Origin of the sequence: Streptomyces mashuensis, from assembly GCF_014654785.1 — a bacterium.
Taxonomy (GTDB): Bacteria; Actinomycetota; Actinomycetes; order Streptomycetales; family Streptomycetaceae; genus Streptomyces; species Streptomyces mashuensis.
On record NZ_BNBD01000003.1, the window covers coordinates 304,271 to 322,365 of the forward strand.

The window sequence follows — 18,095 nt, forward strand, 5'->3', positions numbered from 1 at the left end:
CCCGCGTTGGACACGCTGCACACGCTGGAGGCGTCGGACGTCCCCGAGCCCCTGGAGATCCTGAACCCCGCGACGGAAGAGGTCGTCGCCACCGTCCCCACCACCCCGCCGCGCGACGTCGACGCCGCCGTCGCCCGCGCCGCCGCCGCGCAGGGCCCCTGGGCCGCCCTCTCCCCCGGCGACCGGGCCCGGCTGCTGCGCCGCTTCGCCGACGCCGTCGACGCGCACGCCGAGGAGCTGGCACAGCTGGAGGTCCGCGAGGCCGGCCACCCCGTGGGCAACGCCCGCTGGGAGGCGGGCAACGTCCGCGACCTGCTGGAGTACGCGGCCGGCGGCGTCGAACGGCTCGCCGGCCGCCAGATCCCCGTCCCCGGCGGGCTGGACGTCACCTTCCACGAACCGCTGGGCGTCGTCGCCGTCATCGCCCCGTGGAACTTCCCCATGCCCGTGGCCGCCTGGGGCTTCGCGCCCGCCCTGGCCGCCGGCAACGCCGTCCTCCTCAAACCCGCCGAGACCACCCCGCTCACCGCGCTGCGCCTGGCCGAACTGGCCCTGGCCGCCGGGCTGCCCGAGGGCCTGTTCCAGGTGCTGCCCGGCCGCGGGCCGGTCACCGGCGACGCCCTCGTCCGGCACCGCGGCGTGGCCAAGGTGGTCTTCACCGGCTCCACCGCCGTCGGCAAGCGCATCATGGCCGCCTGCGCGGACGACGTGAAGCGCGTGACCCTCGAACTCGGCGGCAAGAGCCCCAACATCGTCTTCGCCGACGCCGACGTCGAGCGGGCCGCCGCGGCCGCCCCCGGCTCCTTCCTCGACAACACCGGCCAGGACTGCTGCGCCCGCAGCCGCATCCTGGTCCAGCGCCCGGTGTACGACCGCTTCCTGGAGCTCCTCGAACCCGCGGTGCTGGCCTTCACCGCCGGCGACCCCACCGACCCGGCAACGCGGATGGGCCCGCTGATCTCGGCCGCCCAGCGCGCCCGCGTCCGCTCGTACGTCCCGGAGGACGCCCCCGCCGCGATCCGCGGCGAGGCACCGGCCGGCAAGGGCTTCTGGTACCCGGCCACCGTCCTGGAGGGCCGCCCCGGGGACCGCGCCGCCGTGGAGGAGGTCTTCGGGCCCGTCGCCGTCGTCGTCCCCTTCGACGACGAGGCCGAGGCCGTACGCCTGGCCAACGCCACCGACTACGGGCTGTCCGGCTCGGTGTGGACCCGCGACGTGGGCCGCGCGCTGCGCGTCTCGCGGGCCGTCACCGCCGGCAACCTCTCCGTCAACTCCCACAGCAGCGTCCGCTACTGGACCCCCTTCGGCGGCTTCAAGCAGTCCGGCCTGGGCCGGGAGCTGGGCCCCGACGCGCTCGCCGCGTTCACCGAGACCAAGAACGTCTTCATCAGCACCGAGGAGGACTGAGTGACCGAGACCCCCGTCTGCCGCCGGCTCGTCGGCAGGACCGCCGTCATCACCGGCGCCGGCAGCGGCATCGGCCTGGCCACCGCCCGCCGGCTGGCCGCCGAGGGGGCGCACGTGGTGTGCGCCGACATCGACGAGAAGGCCGGCAAGGCCGCGGCCGAGGAGGTCGGCGGCCTGTTCGTACGGGCCGACGTCACCGACCCCGAGCAGGTCGAGGCGCTGTTCCGCACCGCCCACGACACCTACGGCTCCATCGACGTCTCCTTCCACAACGCCGGCATCTCGCCGCCCGACGACGACTCGATCCTGGAGACCGGCCTGGAGGCGTGGAAGCGCGTCCAGGAGGTCAACCTCACCTCCGTCTACCTGTGCTGCAAGGCTGTACTGCCCTACATGCGCCGCCAGGGCCGGGGCTCGATCGTGAACACCGCCTCCTTCGTCGCCGTCATGGGCGCGGCCACCTCGCAGATCAGCTACACCGCCTCCAAGGGCGGCGTGCTCGCCATGTCCCGCGAGCTGGGCGTGCAGTTCGCCCGCGAGGGCATCCGCGTCAACGCCCTGTGCCCCGGGCCCGTGAACACCCCGCTGCTCAAGGAGCTGTTCGCCAAGGACCCCGAGCGGGCCGCGCGCCGTCTGGTGCACGTGCCGGTGGGCCGCTTCGCCGAACCCGAGGAGATCGCCGCGGCCGTGGCGTTCCTCGCCAGCGACGACGCGTCCTTCGTCAACGCCGCCGAGTTCCTCGTCGACGGAGGCATCGCGGGCGCGTACGTCACCCCGCTGTAGGGTCCATGATCGTAGAGCCGGGACCGGAGAGGCCGCAGTCGCCGGTCCGGTCCCGGCGCGGAACCACCGTCCACGCACCGAAGAGAGCCCATGCGCACCAAGTCCGCCGTCGTCGCCGGTCTCGCCGTCGCCGCCGCCCTCACCGCCTCCGTGCCCGCCGTCGCGGCCCCGGCCCACCACCGGCCCCGCCCGAACTGCCCGCAGCTGGACACGAACCTGCCCTGGGCCGGCGACAACCGGGCCCGGCTGCAGAAGATGATCGACGAGCGGGGCACCTGCTCCGGCAAGGGCGGCCCGCGCCCCGTCGCCGCGTTCGACTGGGACAACACCGTCGTCAAGAACGACATCACGGACGCCACCCTCGCCTGGGCGCTGAAGCACGACAAGATCCTGCGGCCGAAGAGCTGGAAGGACACCAGCGCCTGGCTCACCCCGGCCGCCGACAAGGCCCTCACCAAGGCGTGCGGCACCGCCGTGCCCGCCGGCCGGCCGCTGCCCACGTCGGTGAACACCGCCTGCACCGACGAGATCTTCGAGATCCGTGAGAAGTCGCAGACCATGGCCGGCGAACCGGCCTTCGCCGGCGAGTGGAACCACCGCCGCACCGTCCCCGCCTACGCCTGGATACCGCAGCTGTTCGCCGGCCACACCCCGGCCGCGCTCACCTCCTTCGCCCGGCAGGCCCGCGCCGAGCAGCTCGCCGCGCCCGTCGGCACGAAGCAGACCGTCGGCACCCACACCATCGCCGGCTACGTCCGCTACTACGACCAGCAGAAGGACCTCATCGGCACGCTGAAGAAGGCCGGCTTCGACGTCTACATCGTCTCCGCCTCCTCCGAGCCCATCGCCGAGGCCTGGTCCGGCGGCGTCGGCCTGGACCGCGCCCACACCATCGGCATCCGCAGCATCACCGAGCACGGCCGGCTCACCACCCGCCTCAAGGGCTGCGGCGGCGTCGAGACCGGGCGCGGCGACGCCCTGCCGTACATGGACGGCAAGCGCTGCATGATCAACCAGGAGATCTTCAAGATCAAGGGCGCCCGGGCCTGGCAGCAGCAGGACTGGTCGCACCGCATCGCCCTCGGCGCGGGCGACGCCGACACCGACGTGACGTTCGTGAACGACGCGACCGGCGCCCACGTCGCCATCAACCGCAACAAGGCCGAGCTGATGTGCCGCGCCTACGACGACGCGGACGGCCGCTGGGTGGCCAACCCCATGTTCATCGACCCGATGCCGCGCAAGAACGGCACCTACCCCTGCTCGACGACCGGCGCCACCGCCGAGGACGGCACGCACGTGCCGGTGCGCCGCGCGGACGGCAGCATCATCCCCGACCAGGCCGACCGGGCGTTCTGAGTCCGGCTCAGAGGAAGGCGTGCCCCTCGCCCCGGTACGTGGGCACCGTCTCCACCACCCGGTCGCCGTCGACCAGGTGCAGCGCCGCGAACCGTTCGCACAGCTCGCCCGCCTTCGCGTGCCGGAACCACACCCGGTCACCGATGAGCAGGTCGTCCGCGGGCGTGCCGAGCAGCGGTGTCTGCACCTCGCCGGCGCCCTCCTGCGGCGCCAGCCGCAGCCCCGCCGGCAGGTACGGCTGCGGCAGCCGGTCCCGGCCCGCCGCGCCCGAGGCGGGGTAGCCGCCGCCCAGCACCGTCACCACACCCAGGCCCGGGCGCCGCACCACCGGCAGCGCGAACAGCGCCGCCGGGCGGCCCCGGAAGGACCGGTAGTCGTCGAACAGCCGCGGCACGTACAGCCCGGAGCCCGCCGCCACCTCCGTCACGGCGGGCTCCGCGGCGGTGTCCTGCACACTGCCCGTGCCGCCGCCGTTGACGAACTCCAGCTCCGCCACGGACCGTACGGCCGCCACCGCCTCGGCACGCCGCGCCGCGAGCTGCCGCCGCGCCACCGACTGCACCAGCCGCACCGCCGCCGACCGCACCGGACGGCCCGCCGGCGCGTCGCCCACGCCCGCCACGTGCGCCTCGTACGCCATCAGGCCCACCAGGCGCACGCCCGGCCGGCGCTCCACCGCCCGTGCCAGCTCCGCCAGCCGCTCCGCCTCGTACAGCGGCGACCGCAGGGCACCGACCCGTATGCGGCCGCCCAGCAGGCGCAGCGAGACGTCCAACTCCAGGCAGACCCGCACCTCTTCGCGCCCGGCGCGCGCCGTCTCCAGGAGCGCCAGCTGCGCCGGGTCGTCCACCATGACGGTGACGGCGCGGGCCGGCTTCGGGTCCGACGTCAGCTCGGCCAGCGCCGCACGGTCCGCCGTCGGGTAGGCGACGAGCACGTCCTCGACGCCGGAGCGCGCCAGCCACACGGCCTCCGGCAGCGTGTACGCCAGGACACCGGCGAAGCCGTCCCGCGCCAGCACCCGTTCCAGCAGGGCCCGGCACCGCACCGACTTGCTGGCCACCCGCACCGGTTTGCCGTGCGCCCGGCGCACGAGGTCCGCCGCGTTGGCGTCGAACGCCGCCAGGTCGACGACCGCCAGGGGGGCGTCGAGGTGGGCCGTGGCCCGGTCGTACCGTGCTCGCTCACCGGTCATGGCGGGCAGCCTGCCAGAGCCGGGGCGTACGGGTGAAGGGGTCGTGCCCCGGTCGCGCCCCGGGCGAATGGCACCGGCCCTCCCGCGACCCGTAAAGTGGCGCGCACGCCGCGGCCCTTCGGACCCGTCCGCCCCGGGCCGCCGGCGGCACGGGCAGCAGGTTCGCGAGGGGGAGCGCAGGGTGAGCACCGACACCGACGCCATGCCCGCCGCGCCCCTGCACGCGCCGCCGCGCCCGCTCGTGCCCCCGCGCCCGGCCGTTCCGCCGCCCCCCGCCGGGCCTCCGGCCGGCCCCCGGCCCTCCGCCGCGCGCACCGTGGCGGCCGCCGTCTGCCTCGTCGTCGGCATCGGCCTCATAGGCGGGGCCGCCGCCGGGAGTTGGCTGGCCGCCCCGGCCGAGCGGTCCGCCGCGCAGCGCACCTTCGACCACGGCGCCACGGTGTGGCGCGAGGTCCCCGTCGACACCTTGTTCCCGCCGTCCGTGCACGCCGACGCCGCCGGGCCCGGCGGTGCGGCCCGCGACTGGACCCGCACCGGGGTCGCCCCCGACGGCGACTGCACGGGCGGCTTCGACGCGCCCCTGGAGAGCGCCCTGGCCCCGGCCGGCTGCCGGCGCCTGCTGCGCGCCACGTACACGGACGCCACGTCCTCCACCGTCACCACCGTGGGCGTCCTCGTCACGGACACCGACGCCGCCGGCATGCGGGAGCTGCGCGACCGGTTCGCGCACGACGGGCTCACCGACCGCGTCGGCGTCATGCCGCGTGCCTACGCGCCGCCCGGCACCGCCGCCGCCGGGTTCGGCGACGCCCAGCGCGCCAGCTGGCAGCTGACCGTCCTCACCGACCTGCCGGCCGTCGTCTTCGCCGTCACCGGCTTCGCGGACGGCCGTACGGGGGTGCCGCCCGAGCCCGCGGAGCGCGCCGTGGCCCCCGGTGCCACGAGCGTGCCCGCGCAGGCGGGCCTGGGGCACGACGCGCGGGCGCTGGCCGGCGCCCTGACGGACGCGCTGCGCACCGCCGCACGGAAGGGCGCGCGGTGAGACGGCACGCCCGCCGCGTGTCCCACGCGCTCACCGCCGCGCTGCTGCTCGCCCTCGTGGCGGCGGCACCCGCGCGGGCCGATGCCATACGGGCCCAGCAGTGGGGGCTGGACGCACTGCACGTCCGGGAGGCGTGGGAGACGACGCGCGGCGCCGGCATCACCGTGGCGGTGCTCGACACGGGGGTCGACGACACCCACCCCGACCTGCGCGGCCAAGTGCTGTCCGGCACCGACCTGGTGGGCTTCGGCGCCGGCCCCGGCGACCGCGCGTGGGCACGGCACGGCACCGCCATGGCCGGCATCATCGCCGGGCGCGGCCACGGCACCGGCGACGCCGACGGCGTCCTGGGCGTGGCGCCCGAGGCCCGCATCCTGCCGGTGCGGGTCATCCTGGAGGACGGCGACCCGGCGCGGCCCAAGGCGCGCGGCGCGCGCGGGGGCGCGCTCGCGGACGGCATCCGCTGGGCGGCGGACCACGGCGCCGACGTCATCAACCTGTCGCTGGGCGACGACAGCGACACCGCGCACCCCGAGCCGCGCGAGGACGCTGCCGTGCAGTACGCCCTGAGCAAGGGCGCCGTGGTCGTCGCCTCGGCCGGCAACGGCGGCGAGCAGGGCGACCACGTGTCGTACCCGGCCGCCTACCCCGGCGTGATCGCGGTGACGGCCGTCGACCGGTACGGCAGCCGGGCGCCGTTCTCCACGCGGCGCTGGTACGCCACGGTGAGCGCGCCCGGCGTGGACGTGGTGATCGCCGACCCCGACCGCCGCTACTACGAGGGCTGGGGCACGAGCGCGGCGGCGGCCTTCGTGTCGGGCGCGGTGGCCCTGCTCCGCGCCGCGCACCCGGCCCTGACCCCGGCGGAGATCCGCTCCCTGCTCACCCGCACCGCGCAGGACGCCCCGGACGGCGGCCGCGACGACGAACGCGGCGCGGGCCTGGTCGACGTGGCGGCAGCCCTGTCGAGGGCGGAAGCCACCCCCCAACCCCTGACCCCCCGCTCGGCCACCACCCCCCGCTACTTCGGCCAGGGCCCCCAGGCGGCGGCCCGCCCCCCGGAGGAGTTCCCCCGCCGCTCGGCGATCCTGGCGGCAACGGCAGGCGTGATCCTCCTGGGCACCGCGGCGGCACTACGGGGACGCAGGGGCTGAGCGGGAGGGGGCCGCCCCCCAGGCACCCCCGAGGATGCAGCAACCCACCCGGTCGGCCGGACCCCGCCCAGGCCGCCGGCGGCAGCGTCAGGCACCGCCCGCCGAGCCCGGCGGGGCGCTACGGGCCCGGCGGGGCCGAGCCGCCGTCCCCCCTCAGCCCTCCCTCCCCCGTGTCAGACCCAGCAGGTCGCGGGCCGGGCCCGTCGGGTAGTGGCCCGTGGGCCAGACCGCGCGGAGGGCGCGGCGCAGGGGCAGGGAACGGAGGGGGATCTCCGTGGCGCGGTGGGAGGCCAGTTCGTCGGCGACGGCCAGTTCGCTGAGGACCGACGGGCCCGCGCCGCTCACCACCGCCGCCTTCACGGCCGTCGTCGAGGCCAGTTCCAGCAGTGGGGGCGCCGTCAGGCCGCCGTGGGGGGCCAGGGCCGCGTCGAGGACCTGGCGGGTGCCGGAGCCGGGTTCGCGGAGGACCAGCGGGGTGGCCGCCAGTTCCGCGGGGTCGAGGGGGGTGCGGCGGCGGGCCCACGGGTGGGTGGGGGCCGTCACGACCACCAGGCGGTCGTGGGCGACGACCGCGCCGTCCAGGCCCGGCGGCACCTCCAGGCCCTCCACGAACCCGAGGTCGGCCTCGCCCGCCAGGACGTGGCCGGCCACGGCGGCCGAGTTGCCGGCGCGCAGGGACACGGCCGTGCCGGGCCGTTCCGTGCGCAGGGCGATGAGCCAGCCCGGCAGCAGGTATTCGGCGACGGTCATGCTCGCCGCGACCCGCAGCCGGGAATCGCGCCGGCCGCGCAGCGCCTGCACGCCTGCGTCGAAGGCCTCGGCGGCCTCCACGACGCGCCGTGCCCAGTCGGTGACGAGGACGCCGGCGTCCGTCAGCCGTGAGCCGCGCGGCGAGCGTTCGACGAGGGCCACGCCCAGCAGGCGTTCCGTCGCGCGGATGCGGGCGCTCGCGGCGGGCTGCGTGATGCCCAGTTCGCGCGCGGCCCGGCCGAGGCTGCCGAGCCGGGCCACGGCGAGGAGGAGCTCCAGCGCGGCCAGGTCCGGCACCCTCCGTGAGAGGAGGTCGGTCATAATGGCAGCTTATGACCTCATAGCAACATACTCCCTGGTGGGCGCCCGTCCCCGGGGAGACGGTAAGGACATGAGCACCAACCCGCCCCTCTCCCTCTCCAGCCCCCTGCGCCAGCTGGGCCCCAACTGGTACGCCGCCGTCATGGGCACCGCGATCGTCGCCTCCGCCGGCCCCGCCGCCGGCCCGGCGGTGCCGGGGCTGCGCGGCGCGTGCGAGGTGGTGTGGGCGGTGGCCGCGCTCGCGCTCGCCGTGCTGCTCGTGGCGCGCGCCGCGCACTGGGCGCGGCACCGCGACGCCGCGCGCCGGCACCTGCTCGACCCGGCGGTCGCCCCGTTCTACGGCTGCGCGGCGATGGCGCTGCTGGCGGTCGGCGGCGCCACCCTGGCCGTGGGCCGGGGCGTCGTCGGCGAGGGCGCCGCCGTCGCGGCCGACGCCGTGCTGTGGACCGCCGGCACCGTGACGGGTCTGGCCACGGCCGTCGGCGTGCCGTACCTGATGGTGACGCGGCACCGCCCGGCCCCCGCCGACGCGTCCCCGGTGTGGCTGCTGCCCGTCGTCCCGCCGATGGTCTCCGCCGCGCTCGGCCCGGCGCTCGTGCCGCACCTGCCGCCGGGCCAGGGCCGGGAGGCGATGCTGCTGGCGTGCTACGCGCTGTTCGGCATGAGCCTGCTGGCGACGCTGACGGTGCTGCCGCTGGTCTTCGCCCGCCTGGTGCACCACGGCCCGCTGCCGCTCGCCGCCACCCCGGCGCTGTTCCTCGTCCTGGGCCCGCTGGGCCAGTCCACGACGGCGGCCGCCAACCTGGCCGGTGCCGCGCCGGGCGCGGTGGACGCCCCGTTCGCCGCGGCGGCACGGGCCTTCGCGGTGCTGTACGGCGCGCCCGTGCTGGGCTTCGCGCTGCTGTGGCTGGCGCTGTCCGTGGCCCTGGTGGTGCGCGCGTTCCGCCGCGGCATGGGCTTCGCCATGACCTGGTGGGCCTTCACCTTCCCCATCGGCACCTGCGTGACGGGCGCCGCGGGTCTCGCCCGCGTCACCGGCCTGCACGCCCTCACCTGGGCGGCCGCGGCCCTGTACGTCGTGCTGCTGACCGCCTGGGCGGTGGCCGCGGCCCGTACGCTCGCCGGCCTGTTCAGCGGCCGGCTGCTCGCAGCGCCGCGCCCAGTACCCGTGGCGCGTCCCGCAGCGATGGCCCGTACCACGTGAGGTGCCGGCCGCTGACGAGGGCGGCGGGCAGGCCGGGGAACGCCTCGGGCCCGTCGTCGGCGCGGAAACGATACGGCTCGTCGGGCAGGACGACGAGCTCCGCGCCGCACGCGTTGAGCTCGTCGAGGGGGATGCGCGGGTAGCGCTCGCGGTGCGTGGCGTGCAGGTTGGCCACGCCGAGCCGGGACAGCACGTCCCCGGCGAAGGTGTCGCGGCCCAGCACCATCCAGGGCCGGCGCCACACGGGGACGACGGCGGGCACCGGCGGCCCGCCGGCGCGCACGTCGCGCCAGGCGTCGCGGGCGTCGTCCAGCCAGGACGGCCGGGGCAGGCCGCAGCCGCGCACCAGGACCCGTTCGAGCTCGGTGAACGCCTGCTCCAGGCCGCGGACCTCGGTGACGAGCACCTCCAGGCCGGCGGCGCGCAGGGCGGCCAGGTCGGGGGCGCGGTTCTCCTCCTCGTTGGCGAGGACGAGATCGGGCGCGAGGGCCGCGATGCGGGCGGTGTCGGGGTTCTTCGTCCCGCCGATCCGGACGACGTCCAGGCCCGGCGGGTGCTCGCACCACTCGGTGGCGCCGACGAGCAGCGCCGGCTCGGTGGCGGCCACCGCCTCGGTGAGCGAGGGCACCAGCGAGACGACGCGGCGTACGACAGGGCGTACGGTGGGGCGACCGGCCATCGCCCCACCGTACGCCCGTTCGGCGGACGGCGTCAGCCGCTCACCGGCGCCAGCTTGTCGACCAGGCCCGGGTGGGCGTCGAGCCAGCGGCCGGCGGACTGCTTCTCCTTGCCCTTGCCGCCCTTCTGGATCTCCGCCTCCAGCGAGGAGAGGTCCTTCTCGGACATCCGGAAGTCCTTCACCCAGGAGGCGATCTGCGGGAAGTCCCGCGCGAAGTCCTTCTTGCCGACGGCGTGGATCTCCTCGCCCTTGCCCCAGGCGCCCTTGGGGTCCTCGAGCTTCTTCAGGTCGTACGTGCCGTACGCCCAGTGCGGGGACCACAGGGTCGTGACGACGGGCTCCTTCTTCTTCAGGGCCCGGTCGAGCTCGGCGAGCATGGTGGACGTGGAGGACGAGACGACCTTGTACTCGCCGTCCAGGCCGTACTCCTTCAGCACCGTGTCGTTGAGCTTGCCCATCATTCCGGCGCTGGCCTCGATGCCCACGATCCGGCCGCCGAACTGCCCGGCCTTGCCCTTGAGGTCCGCCAGGGAGTTCACGTCCTTCATGTAGGAGGGGACGGTGAGCTCCAGGGAGGTGGGGCCGTACCAGGCGCCGAGGTCGGTGAGCTTGTCGCGGTAGCGGTCCATGTACTGCTGGTGGGTGGTGGGCAGCCAGGAGTCGAACTGGACGTCCATCTGGCCCTGGGCCAGCGCGGTGTACAGCGGGCCCGGGTCGAGCTGCTTGACGTCGGGCCGGTAGCCGCGCCGCTCCAGGACGTTCTGCCACAGGTAGGTGGAGGCGACGGCCTCGTCCCAGGGGAAGTAGCCGAGCTTGACCGTCCGGCCCTGGCCCACGTTCTGGCCGGCGGCCACGCTCTCGCGGTCGCCGCCGCCCCCGGTCAGCCGCATGCCGCCGGCGACGAGCGCCAGGACGACGACGCCGACGGTGGCCACGGCGGTGCCGGGCCGGTGGCGCAGCACGGTCGCGGCGCCCGACGCGGACCGGGCGGCCTTGGCGGAGGCGCGGCGGCCCAGCGGGGAGACCCGGCGGCTCAGCGCACCGGTCATCCGGTCCAGGTACATGGCGAGGACCACGACGGCCAGGCCGCTCTCCACACCGCCGCCGATGTCGACCTGGGTGACGGCCGCGTACACCGACTCGCCCAGGCCGCCGGCGCCCGCCATACCGGCGATGACGACCATGGACAGGGCCAGCATGATGACCTGGTTGACGCCGGCCATGATGGTCGGCAGCGCCAGCGGCAGCTGGACCCGGGTGAGGATGTGCCGCGGCTGGGTGCCGAAGGCGCGGGCGGCCTCGACGAGCTCCTCGTCGACCTGGCGGATGCCGAGCTCGGTCATCCGCACGCCCGGCGGCATCGAGAAGACGATGGTGGCGATCAGGCCGGGGATCGGGCCGATGGAGAAGAACATCACGCCCGGGATGAGGTAGACGAAGGCCGGCATCGTCTGCATGACGTCGAGCACGGGCCGCAGGGTCCGGCTCACCGCCGCGTTGCGCGCGGCCCACACGCCCAGCGGCACCGCCGTCACGAGCGTGATGAGGCTGGCCACCAGGACGAGCGAGAGGGTGCTCATCGCCTCGTCCCACAGCCCGAACGAGTCGATCAGGGCCAGGCCGGCGAAGGCGAGGACGGCGGCGGCCAGGCCGCGCAGCCACCACGCCACGACGGCCAGGATGCCGGCCATCAGCAGCGCGTCCGGGGCGCCCAGCACGGCGTTCACGCCGTCGTACAGGCCGGACAGGACGGTGTTGACGGCGCCGAACAGGCCGCCGAGGTGGGACTGGAGCCAGTCCACGGCGGTCTCGGCCCACGAACCGAGGTGGATCCTAGGCATGGGCGGTCACCTCCGCCGGCTGCTCGCCGAGAGCGGCCAGGACGGCGTCGCGGGTGACGACACCGGCCGGCTCGCCGTGCTCGTCGGCCACCGTGACCGGGCCGTCGTCCTTGGCCAGCGGCGCGAACAGGTCGGCCAGCGGCGTGTCGGCGGCGACGGTGGCCGCGCCCTCCGGGGCGGGGCCGGCGGCCGGGTCCATCACGGCGCCCGCGGTCAGCACGCGGGAGCGGTCCACGTCCTGGATGAAGGAGGCCACGTAGTCGTTGGCGGGCCGGACGAGGATGTCCTCGGCGGTGCCGTTCTGCACGATGCGGCCGTCGCGCATGACGGCGATGCGGTCGCCCAGGCGCATGGCCTCGTTGAGGTCGTGGGTGATGAAGACGATGGTCTTCTTCAGCTGCTTCTGCAGGTGCAGCAGCTGGTCCTGCATGTCGCGGCGGATCAGCGGGTCCAGCGCGCTGAACGACTCGTCCATGAGCAGCAGGTCGGCGTCGGTGGCCAGCGCGCGGGCCAGGCCCACGCGCTGCTGCATGCCGCCGGACAGCTCGTCGGGCCAGGACGCGTCCCAGCCGGACAGGCCGACCAGCTCCAGGGCCTCGGCGGCGCGCTCGCGGCGCTCCTCGCGCGGCACGCCGCGCACCTCCAGGCCGTAGGCGGCGTTGTCCAGCACGGTGCGGTGGGGGAAGAGCGCGAAGTGCTGGAAGACCATGCTGATGCCGCGCGAGCGGACCTCGCGCAGCTCGGCCGGGGCGAGCCCGGTCAGGTCGCGGCCGTCGTAGAGCACGCGGCCGGCGGTCGGCTCCAGCAGGCCGTTGAGCATGCGCAGCAGCGTGGACTTGCCGGACCCGGAGAGGCCCATCACCACGAAGATCTGGCCGGCCTCGACCTCGAACGACGCGTCGATGACCGCGGGCATGGCACCGTCGGCGCGCAGTTCGTCGCGGCCTGCGCCGCCCTTCAGTCGTTCGACGGCGGCTTCGGGTCGTCTGCCGAACACCTTGTAGAGGTGTTCGGCCGTGAGCCTGGACACATGAACCTCTCGGGTCGTACTTCGGCCCCGTCCGTCCCCCCGGCCGCACGGAGCCACTCCGGCCCCGCGCCTGCCCAGGTCATTCGGGGGCAAACGGAACAGTGACGGGCCTCACATCCGCGGGGGGTCGTCCTGCCGGGCCGCCGGGGGGTGCGGCATGATCGGCCCGTGACCCGACGCCTGATGCTCCTCGACACCGCCTCGCTCTACTTCCGCGCCTACTTCGGGGTGCCGGAGTCGGTGAAGGCGCCCGACGGCACGCCCGTGAACGCGGTGCGCGGCCTGCTGGACTTCGTCGCCCGGCTGGTCCGCGACCACGAGCCGGACGACCTGGTGGCATGCATGGACGCCGACTGGCGGCCGCAGTGGCGGGTGGACCTCATCCCCTCGTACAAGGCGCACCGGGTGGTGGAGGAGGTGCCGGGCGGCGGGGACGGCGGCGCGGGCTACGTCGAGGAGACCCCGGACACGCTGTCACCGCAGGTGCCGGTGATCGAGGCGGTGCTGGACGCGGTGGGCATCGCGCGGGTGGGTTCGGCCGGGTACGAGGCCGACGACGTGATCGGCACGCTGGCGACGCGGGCGGCCGGCCCGGTGGACGTCGTCACCGGCGACCGCGACCTCTACCAGCTGGTCGACGACCGGCGCGGGGTGCGCGTGCTCTACCCGGTCAAGGGCATGGGCTCGCTCCAGGCGGTCGACGAGGCGGTACTGCGCGAGAAGTACGGCGTGGACGGGCCGGGGTACGCGGACCTGGCGCTGCTGCGCGGGGACCCGAGCGACGGGCTGCCGGGGGTGCCGGGCATCGGCGAGAAGACGGCCGCGAAACTGCTGGACGCGTTCGGCGACCTGGCGGGCATCCTGGCCGCGGTCGACGACCCGGCGGCGAAGCTGACGCCGGCGCAACGGAAGCGGCTGGTGGAGGCCGGGCCGTACCTGGCGGTGGCGCCGCGGGTGGTGCGGGTGGCCACGGACGTGCCGCTGGCGCCGTTCGACGCGGCGCGGCCGCGGGCTCCGCGGGACCCGGAGGGGCTGGCGGCGCTGGCGGAGCGGTGGGGGCTGGGGGGCTCACTGGAGCGGCTGCTGTCGGCTCTCGCCGCATGACCAACTCTGTTAGGTTAACCTAACCTAATTTATAACGCAGGGGATCAGGGGAGACAGCATGGCAGACCGTCCCGTCCGCAAGAAGCCGCAGCTCAACCGGGCCCGTGTGGTGCGCACCGAGCGTCTGACCCCGCACATGGTGCGCGTGGTGCTCGGTGGCGAGGGCCTGGCCGAGTTCGGCGCGGGCCCGCACACCGACCACTACGTCAAGCTGCTCTTCCCGGTGCCCGGGGTCGCCTACCCCCAGCCCTTCGACATGGAGGTCATACGCCGGGACCTGCCGCGCGACCAGTGGCCGCGGACCCGCACGTACACGGTGCGCGCCTTCGACCGGGCGGCGCGCGAGCTGACGATCGACTTCGTCCACCACGGCGAGCAGGGCCTGGCCGGCCCGTGGGCCGCGCACGTCCGGCCGGGCGAGGAGGTCCTGTTCCTGGGCCCCGGCGGCGGGTACGCGCCCGACCCGGCCGCGGACTGGCACCTGCTGGCGGGCGACGAGAGCGCGCTGCCGGCGATCGCGGCGTCGCTGGAGGCGATGCCGGCGGGTGCGGTGGTGCACGCGTTCGTGGAGGTGGCGGGCCCGGAGGAGGAGCAGAAGCTCACGCTTCCGGAAGGCGTCGAGGTCACGTGGCTGCACCGGGGCACGGACCCGGTGGGCCGGGCGCTGGTCGAAGCCGTCCGGGGCCTGGACTTCCCGGCCGGTGACGCGCAGGTCTTCGTCCACGGCGAGGCGGGCTTCGTGAAGGAGCTCCGCCGCCACCTGCGGCTGGAGCGCGGCGTTCCGAGGGAGCGGCTGTCGATCTCCGGCTACTGGCGCCGGGGCCACGACGAGGACGGCTGGCAGGCGTCCAAGCGCGAGTGGAACGCACAGGTGGAGGCCGAGCAGGAGGGCACGGCCACGGCGGCCTGACGCCCCGTCGTATCCTCACCCCATGCGTACCCTCCGCCGGGTCCTGCCCGCAGCCGCCGCGGCGGCCCTCCTCCTCCCGGCCGCGGTCACGGCGGCCCCTCCGGCCTTCGCCCAGGTGACGGCGGCGGACCCGGACGACCCGGACGAGGGCGACGCGGCGTCGGAGGAGGACGAGGAGACCGAGGACGACGCCGGCGTCAGCACAGGCGAACTGGCGGCGGTCATCGCCGGCACCGCGGCCCTCACCGCCGCCCTGGCCTCGACGGCCACGTACCTGCTGACGCGCCGCCGGGGCCGGACGGACGAGGCGTGACGCCCCCGCGGCCGCTGGCACGAACAGCGCCGCACCCCCACACCGCCGCGACGGCGCGCAACCACAACACCGCAGCCCGGCGGTGCCGAACCCGCACGGGCAGGTTCGGCACCGCCGGACACCCCGGCACCTCTTGATCGCCGTCGCGGCGGAGAGCCGGGCAAGGGCGGCCCCTGGACGTGGGCTCAGCCCACCGACGAGTACGCCACCACTCCGCGCAGCAGCGAGTCCACCGCGCGGCGGGCCGTGCGGGCCACGCCGCTCTCCGCGGGGGCCGCTGCGGCGATCTGGCCCAGGACGTCGATCAGCTGCTTCGACCAGCGGACGAAGTCACCGGCCGGCATGTCGATCTCGCGCAGCACCTCGTCCAGGCCGTGGCCGGAGGCCCACCGGTACGCGGGCCAGGCGAAGCCCAGGTCCGGTTCGCGCTGGCCGACGCCCTCGGCCTGGTTGATGCGGTGGTCCTCCTCCAGCGCGTCGAGGCGGCCCCAGACGCGGACCATCTCGGCCAGGGCGTCCCGGGCCGGGCCCGTCGGCAGCTTCGGCGGGGCGGCGTCGTCCGCGGCGCGCGCCTCGTAGACGAGCGCGGACGCGCACGCCGCGAGCTCGGCCGGCTTGAGGCCCTCCCACACACCCTCGCGCAAGCACTCCGCGGCCAGCAGGTCCAGCTCGCCGTAGAGCCGGGCCAGGCGCCGGCCGTCCTCGGTGACCTCGTCGTTCCGCAGGTAGCCCAGGTCGGTCAGGAGTGCGCAGATGCGGTCGAAGGTGCGGGCGATGGTGTTCGTGCGGCCCTCGATGCGGCGCTCCAGCTGCCGCGTGTCGCGCAGCAGGCGGTGGTAGCGCTCCGCCCAGCGGGCGTGGTCCTCGCGCTCGTCGCAGCCGTGGCACGGGTGGGCGCGGATCGCCGTGCGCAGCCGGGTGATCTCGGCGTCGTCGACGGCCGCCGAGCGGGCCTTGCGGTGCCGCTCCGGCACGATGTGCCCGGCCTTGGTGCGCAGCGCCGACGCCAGGTCGCGCCGCGACTGCGGGCTGCGCGGGTTGAACGAGCGCGGGATCCGCATCCGCTCCAGCGGCTCCACCGGCACCGGGAAGTCGATCGCGGCGAGCCGCTTGACCTGCCGCTCGGCGGTGAGCACCAGGGGGCGGGGGCCGTCGTAGTGGTCCATGCGGTGCCGGTCGGTGCGGGCCGGGGCCACGCCCGGGTCGAGCACCAGGGCCAGGCCCGCGAACTTCCCCGTCGGCACGTGGATGACGTCACCCGGCTTGAGCCGCTCCAGCGCGGCCGCCGCTGCGGCCCGCCGCTGCACGGCGCCCTGCTTGGCCAGCTCGGTCTCGCGTTCCTTCAGCTCGCGGCGCAGCCGCGCGTACTCCTCGAAGTCGCCGAGGTGGCACGTGATCGCCTCGCGGTAGCCGGCCAGGCCCTCCTCGTTCTTCTGCACCTGCCGGGAGATGCCCACCACGGAGCGGTCGGCCTGGAACTGGGCGAAGGAGGTCTCCAGCAGCTCGCGCGAGCGGTGCCGGCCGAACTGCGAGACGAGGTTGACCGCCATGTTGTACGACGGCTTGAAGCTGGACCGCAGCGGGTACGTGCGGGTGCCGGCGAGGCCCGCGAGGGCGGCGGGGTCCATGGCGCGCTGCCACAGCACGACCGCGTGGCCCTCGACGTCGATGCCGCGGCGCCCGGCCCGGCCGGTGAGCTGGGTGTACTCGCCGGGCGTGATGTCGGCGTGCTGCTCGCCGTTCCACTTGACGAGCTTCTCCAGCACCACGGAGCGGGCCGGCATGTTGATGCCCAGCGCCAGCGTCTCGGTGGCGAAGACGGCCTTGACCAGGCCCTTGGTGAAGAGCTCCTCGACCACCTCCTTGAAGGTGGGGAGCATGCCCGCGTGGTGGGCGGCGATGCCGCGCTCCAGGCCCTCGAGCCACTCGTAGTACCCGAGGACGTGCAGGTCCTCCGAGGGGATCGCGGCGGTGCGCTCCTCGACTATCTCGCGGACCGTGGCGCGGGCCTCGGCGTCGTTGAGCCGCAGCCCGGCGTAGAGGCACTGCTGCACGGCGGCCTCGCAGCCGGCGCGGCTGAAGATGAAGGTGATGGCGGGCAGCAGCCCCTCGGCGTCGAGGCGCTCGATGACCTCCACCCGGCTGGGCGTCCAGATGCGGCTGCGCTGGCGGCGCTCCCGCTCCCGGTCGGCCTCGCGCATCGCGCCGCGCCGCCGGTCGCGGCCCAGCGGGCGGCTGTTCTCCATGCGGGCCAGCCGCACCAGGTCGGGGTTGACCTCGCGGCGGCCCCGGCCGCCGGCGGCACCGGCCTTCTCCTCGAACAGGTCGTACATCCGCCGGCCGGCCAGGACGTGCTGCCACAGCGGCACCGGCCGGTGCTCGGAGACGATCACCTCGGTGTCGCCGCGGACGGTGTCGAGCCAGTCGCCGAACTCCTCGGCGTTGGAGACGGTGGCCGACAGGGAGACCAGGGTCACCGACTCGGGGAGGTGGATGATGACCTCCTCCCAGACGGCGCCGCGGAAGCGGTCGGAGAGGTAGTGCACCTCGTCCATGACCACGTAGCCGAGGCCGTCGAGGGTCCGGGACCCGGCGTACAGCATGTTGCGCAGCACCTCGGTGGTCATCACGACCACGGGGGCGTCGGAGTTCACGCTGTTGTCACCGGTGAGGAGGCCGACCTGGCCGGCGCCGTAGCGGCGCACCAGGTCCGTGTACTTCTGGTTGGACAGCGCCTTGATCGGCGTGGTGTAGAAGCACTTGCGGCCCTGGGTGAGGGCCAGGTGGACGGCGAACTCGCCCACGATGGTCTTGCCGGAGCCGGTCGGCGCGGCGACCAGCACCCCCTTGCCCGCCTCCAGGGCCCGGCAGGCGTCCAGCTGGAAGGGGTCAAGCTCGAAGTCGTACATCGCCCGGAAGGGCGCGAGCGCGGTGGCCTGCTCGGCGGCGCGGCGCCGGGCCAGGGCGTAGCGCTCAGCAGGGGACATGTCGTCGGTCATCGCT

General features: G+C 75.2%; 15 protein-coding genes. 9 read left to right on the top strand and 6 right to left on the bottom strand.

Translation table 11 applies throughout. From position 1 onward, the window contains the following. The first annotated feature begins 6 nt into the window (after nucleotides 1–6). The 3 genes from IE305_RS10800 to IE305_RS10810 all read left to right on the top strand — a co-directional run bounded on the left by IE305_RS10800 (nucleotide 7) and on the right by IE305_RS10810 (nucleotide 3,549). Nucleotides 7–1,407: an aldehyde dehydrogenase family protein gene (locus IE305_RS10800; protein WP_229890792.1), complete on the top strand. Its 1,401-nt coding sequence runs from the start codon at nucleotides 7–9 to the stop codon at nucleotides 1,405–1,407. Continuing rightward, nucleotides 1,408–2,190: a 3-oxoacyl-ACP reductase gene (locus tag IE305_RS10805; protein ID WP_190129280.1), complete on the top strand. Its 783-nt coding sequence runs from the start codon at nucleotides 1,408–1,410 to the stop codon at nucleotides 2,188–2,190. A gap of 90 nt (nucleotides 2,191–2,280) precedes the next feature. Beyond that, nucleotides 2,281–3,549 carry an HAD family hydrolase gene (locus tag IE305_RS10810; RefSeq protein WP_190129281.1) on the top strand — a complete coding sequence of 423 codons (1,269 nt, stop codon included), beginning with the start codon at nucleotides 2,281–2,283 and terminating at the stop codon, nucleotides 3,547–3,549. Between the two features lie 7 nt (nucleotides 3,550–3,556). On the opposite strand, the gene IE305_RS10815 is transcribed toward IE305_RS10810, so the two are convergent. Beyond that, the gene (locus IE305_RS10815; RefSeq protein WP_190129282.1) at nucleotides 3,557–4,744 is read right to left on the bottom strand and encodes an amino acid deaminase/aldolase; all 1,188 of its coding nucleotides are present in this window, start codon (nucleotides 4,742–4,744) and stop codon (nucleotides 3,557–3,559) included. Between the two features lie 181 nt (nucleotides 4,745–4,925). On the opposite strand from IE305_RS10815, the gene IE305_RS10820 reads away from it, so the two are divergent. Together IE305_RS10820 and mycP are read left to right on the top strand one after the other, a co-directional pair. Next, nucleotides 4,926–5,786: a hypothetical protein gene (locus IE305_RS10820; protein WP_190129283.1), complete on the top strand. Its 861-nt coding sequence runs from the start codon at nucleotides 4,926–4,928 to the stop codon at nucleotides 5,784–5,786. Between the two features lie 17 nt (nucleotides 5,787–5,803). Continuing rightward, a complete protein-coding gene (gene mycP / locus IE305_RS10825; RefSeq protein WP_229890794.1) occupies nucleotides 5,804–6,940 on the top strand; it encodes a type VII secretion-associated serine protease mycosin in 1,137 nt (378 codons plus the stop codon). A 153-nt stretch (nucleotides 6,941–7,093) separates the two neighbouring features. Here mycP and IE305_RS10830 read toward each other — a convergent pair whose 3' ends face one another. Continuing rightward, a complete protein-coding gene (locus IE305_RS10830) occupies nucleotides 7,094–8,011 on the bottom strand; it encodes a LysR family transcriptional regulator (protein WP_190129284.1) in 918 nt (305 codons plus the stop codon). Between the two features lie 70 nt (nucleotides 8,012–8,081). On the opposite strand from IE305_RS10830, the gene IE305_RS10835 reads away from it, so the two are divergent. Next, on the top strand, nucleotides 8,082–9,215 hold the full coding sequence (locus IE305_RS10835; RefSeq protein ID WP_190129285.1) for a TDT family transporter: 1,134 nt from the start codon (nucleotides 8,082–8,084) through the stop codon (nucleotides 9,213–9,215). Here IE305_RS10835 and IE305_RS10840 read toward each other — a convergent pair. Genes IE305_RS10840 through IE305_RS10850 form a run of 3 tightly spaced genes read right to left on the bottom strand, consistent with a single transcriptional unit; the run spans nucleotide 9,142 to nucleotide 12,765 of the window. Further along, nucleotides 9,142–9,894 (bottom strand): helical backbone metal receptor, encoded by a 753-nt coding sequence (locus tag IE305_RS10840; protein WP_190129286.1) that lies wholly within the window; start codon nucleotides 9,892–9,894, stop codon nucleotides 9,142–9,144. The two genes, IE305_RS10835 and IE305_RS10840, sit on opposite strands and share 74 nt — an antisense overlap. 32 nt (nucleotides 9,895–9,926) lie before the next feature. After that, a complete protein-coding gene (locus IE305_RS10845; RefSeq protein WP_190129287.1) occupies nucleotides 9,927–11,735 on the bottom strand; it encodes an ABC transporter permease/substrate binding protein in 1,809 nt (602 codons plus the stop codon). Beyond that, on the bottom strand, nucleotides 11,728–12,765 hold the full coding sequence (locus tag IE305_RS10850; protein WP_190129288.1) for a quaternary amine ABC transporter ATP-binding protein: 1,038 nt from the start codon (nucleotides 12,763–12,765) through the stop codon (nucleotides 11,728–11,730). The genes IE305_RS10845 and IE305_RS10850 overlap by 8 nt, the downstream gene beginning before the upstream one ends. Before the next feature lie 183 nt (nucleotides 12,766–12,948). On the opposite strand from IE305_RS10850, the gene IE305_RS10855 reads away from it, so the two are divergent. Genes IE305_RS10855 through IE305_RS10865 form a run of 3 tightly spaced genes read left to right on the top strand, consistent with a single transcriptional unit; the run spans nucleotide 12,949 to nucleotide 15,092 of the window. Then, on the top strand, nucleotides 12,949–13,869 hold the full coding sequence (locus IE305_RS10855; protein WP_190129458.1) for a 5'-3' exonuclease: 921 nt from the start codon (nucleotides 12,949–12,951) through the stop codon (nucleotides 13,867–13,869). Nucleotides 13,870–13,927: 58 nt separating this feature from the next. Next, nucleotides 13,928–14,779, top strand: coding sequence for a siderophore-interacting protein (locus tag IE305_RS10860; RefSeq protein ID WP_190129289.1), 852 nt, complete (start codon nucleotides 13,928–13,930; stop codon nucleotides 14,777–14,779). Between the two features lie 22 nt (nucleotides 14,780–14,801). Then, nucleotides 14,802–15,092: a hypothetical protein gene (locus IE305_RS10865; RefSeq protein ID WP_190129290.1), complete on the top strand. Its 291-nt coding sequence runs from the start codon at nucleotides 14,802–14,804 to the stop codon at nucleotides 15,090–15,092. 185 nt (nucleotides 15,093–15,277) lie between these two features. Here IE305_RS10865 and IE305_RS10870 read toward each other — a convergent pair whose 3' ends face one another. Beyond that, nucleotides 15,278–18,091, bottom strand: a complete 2,814-nt coding sequence (locus tag IE305_RS10870; RefSeq protein ID WP_190129291.1) for a DEAD/DEAH box helicase — start codon at nucleotides 18,089–18,091, stop codon at nucleotides 15,278–15,280. Between the last annotated feature and the right edge of the window lie 4 nt (nucleotides 18,092–18,095).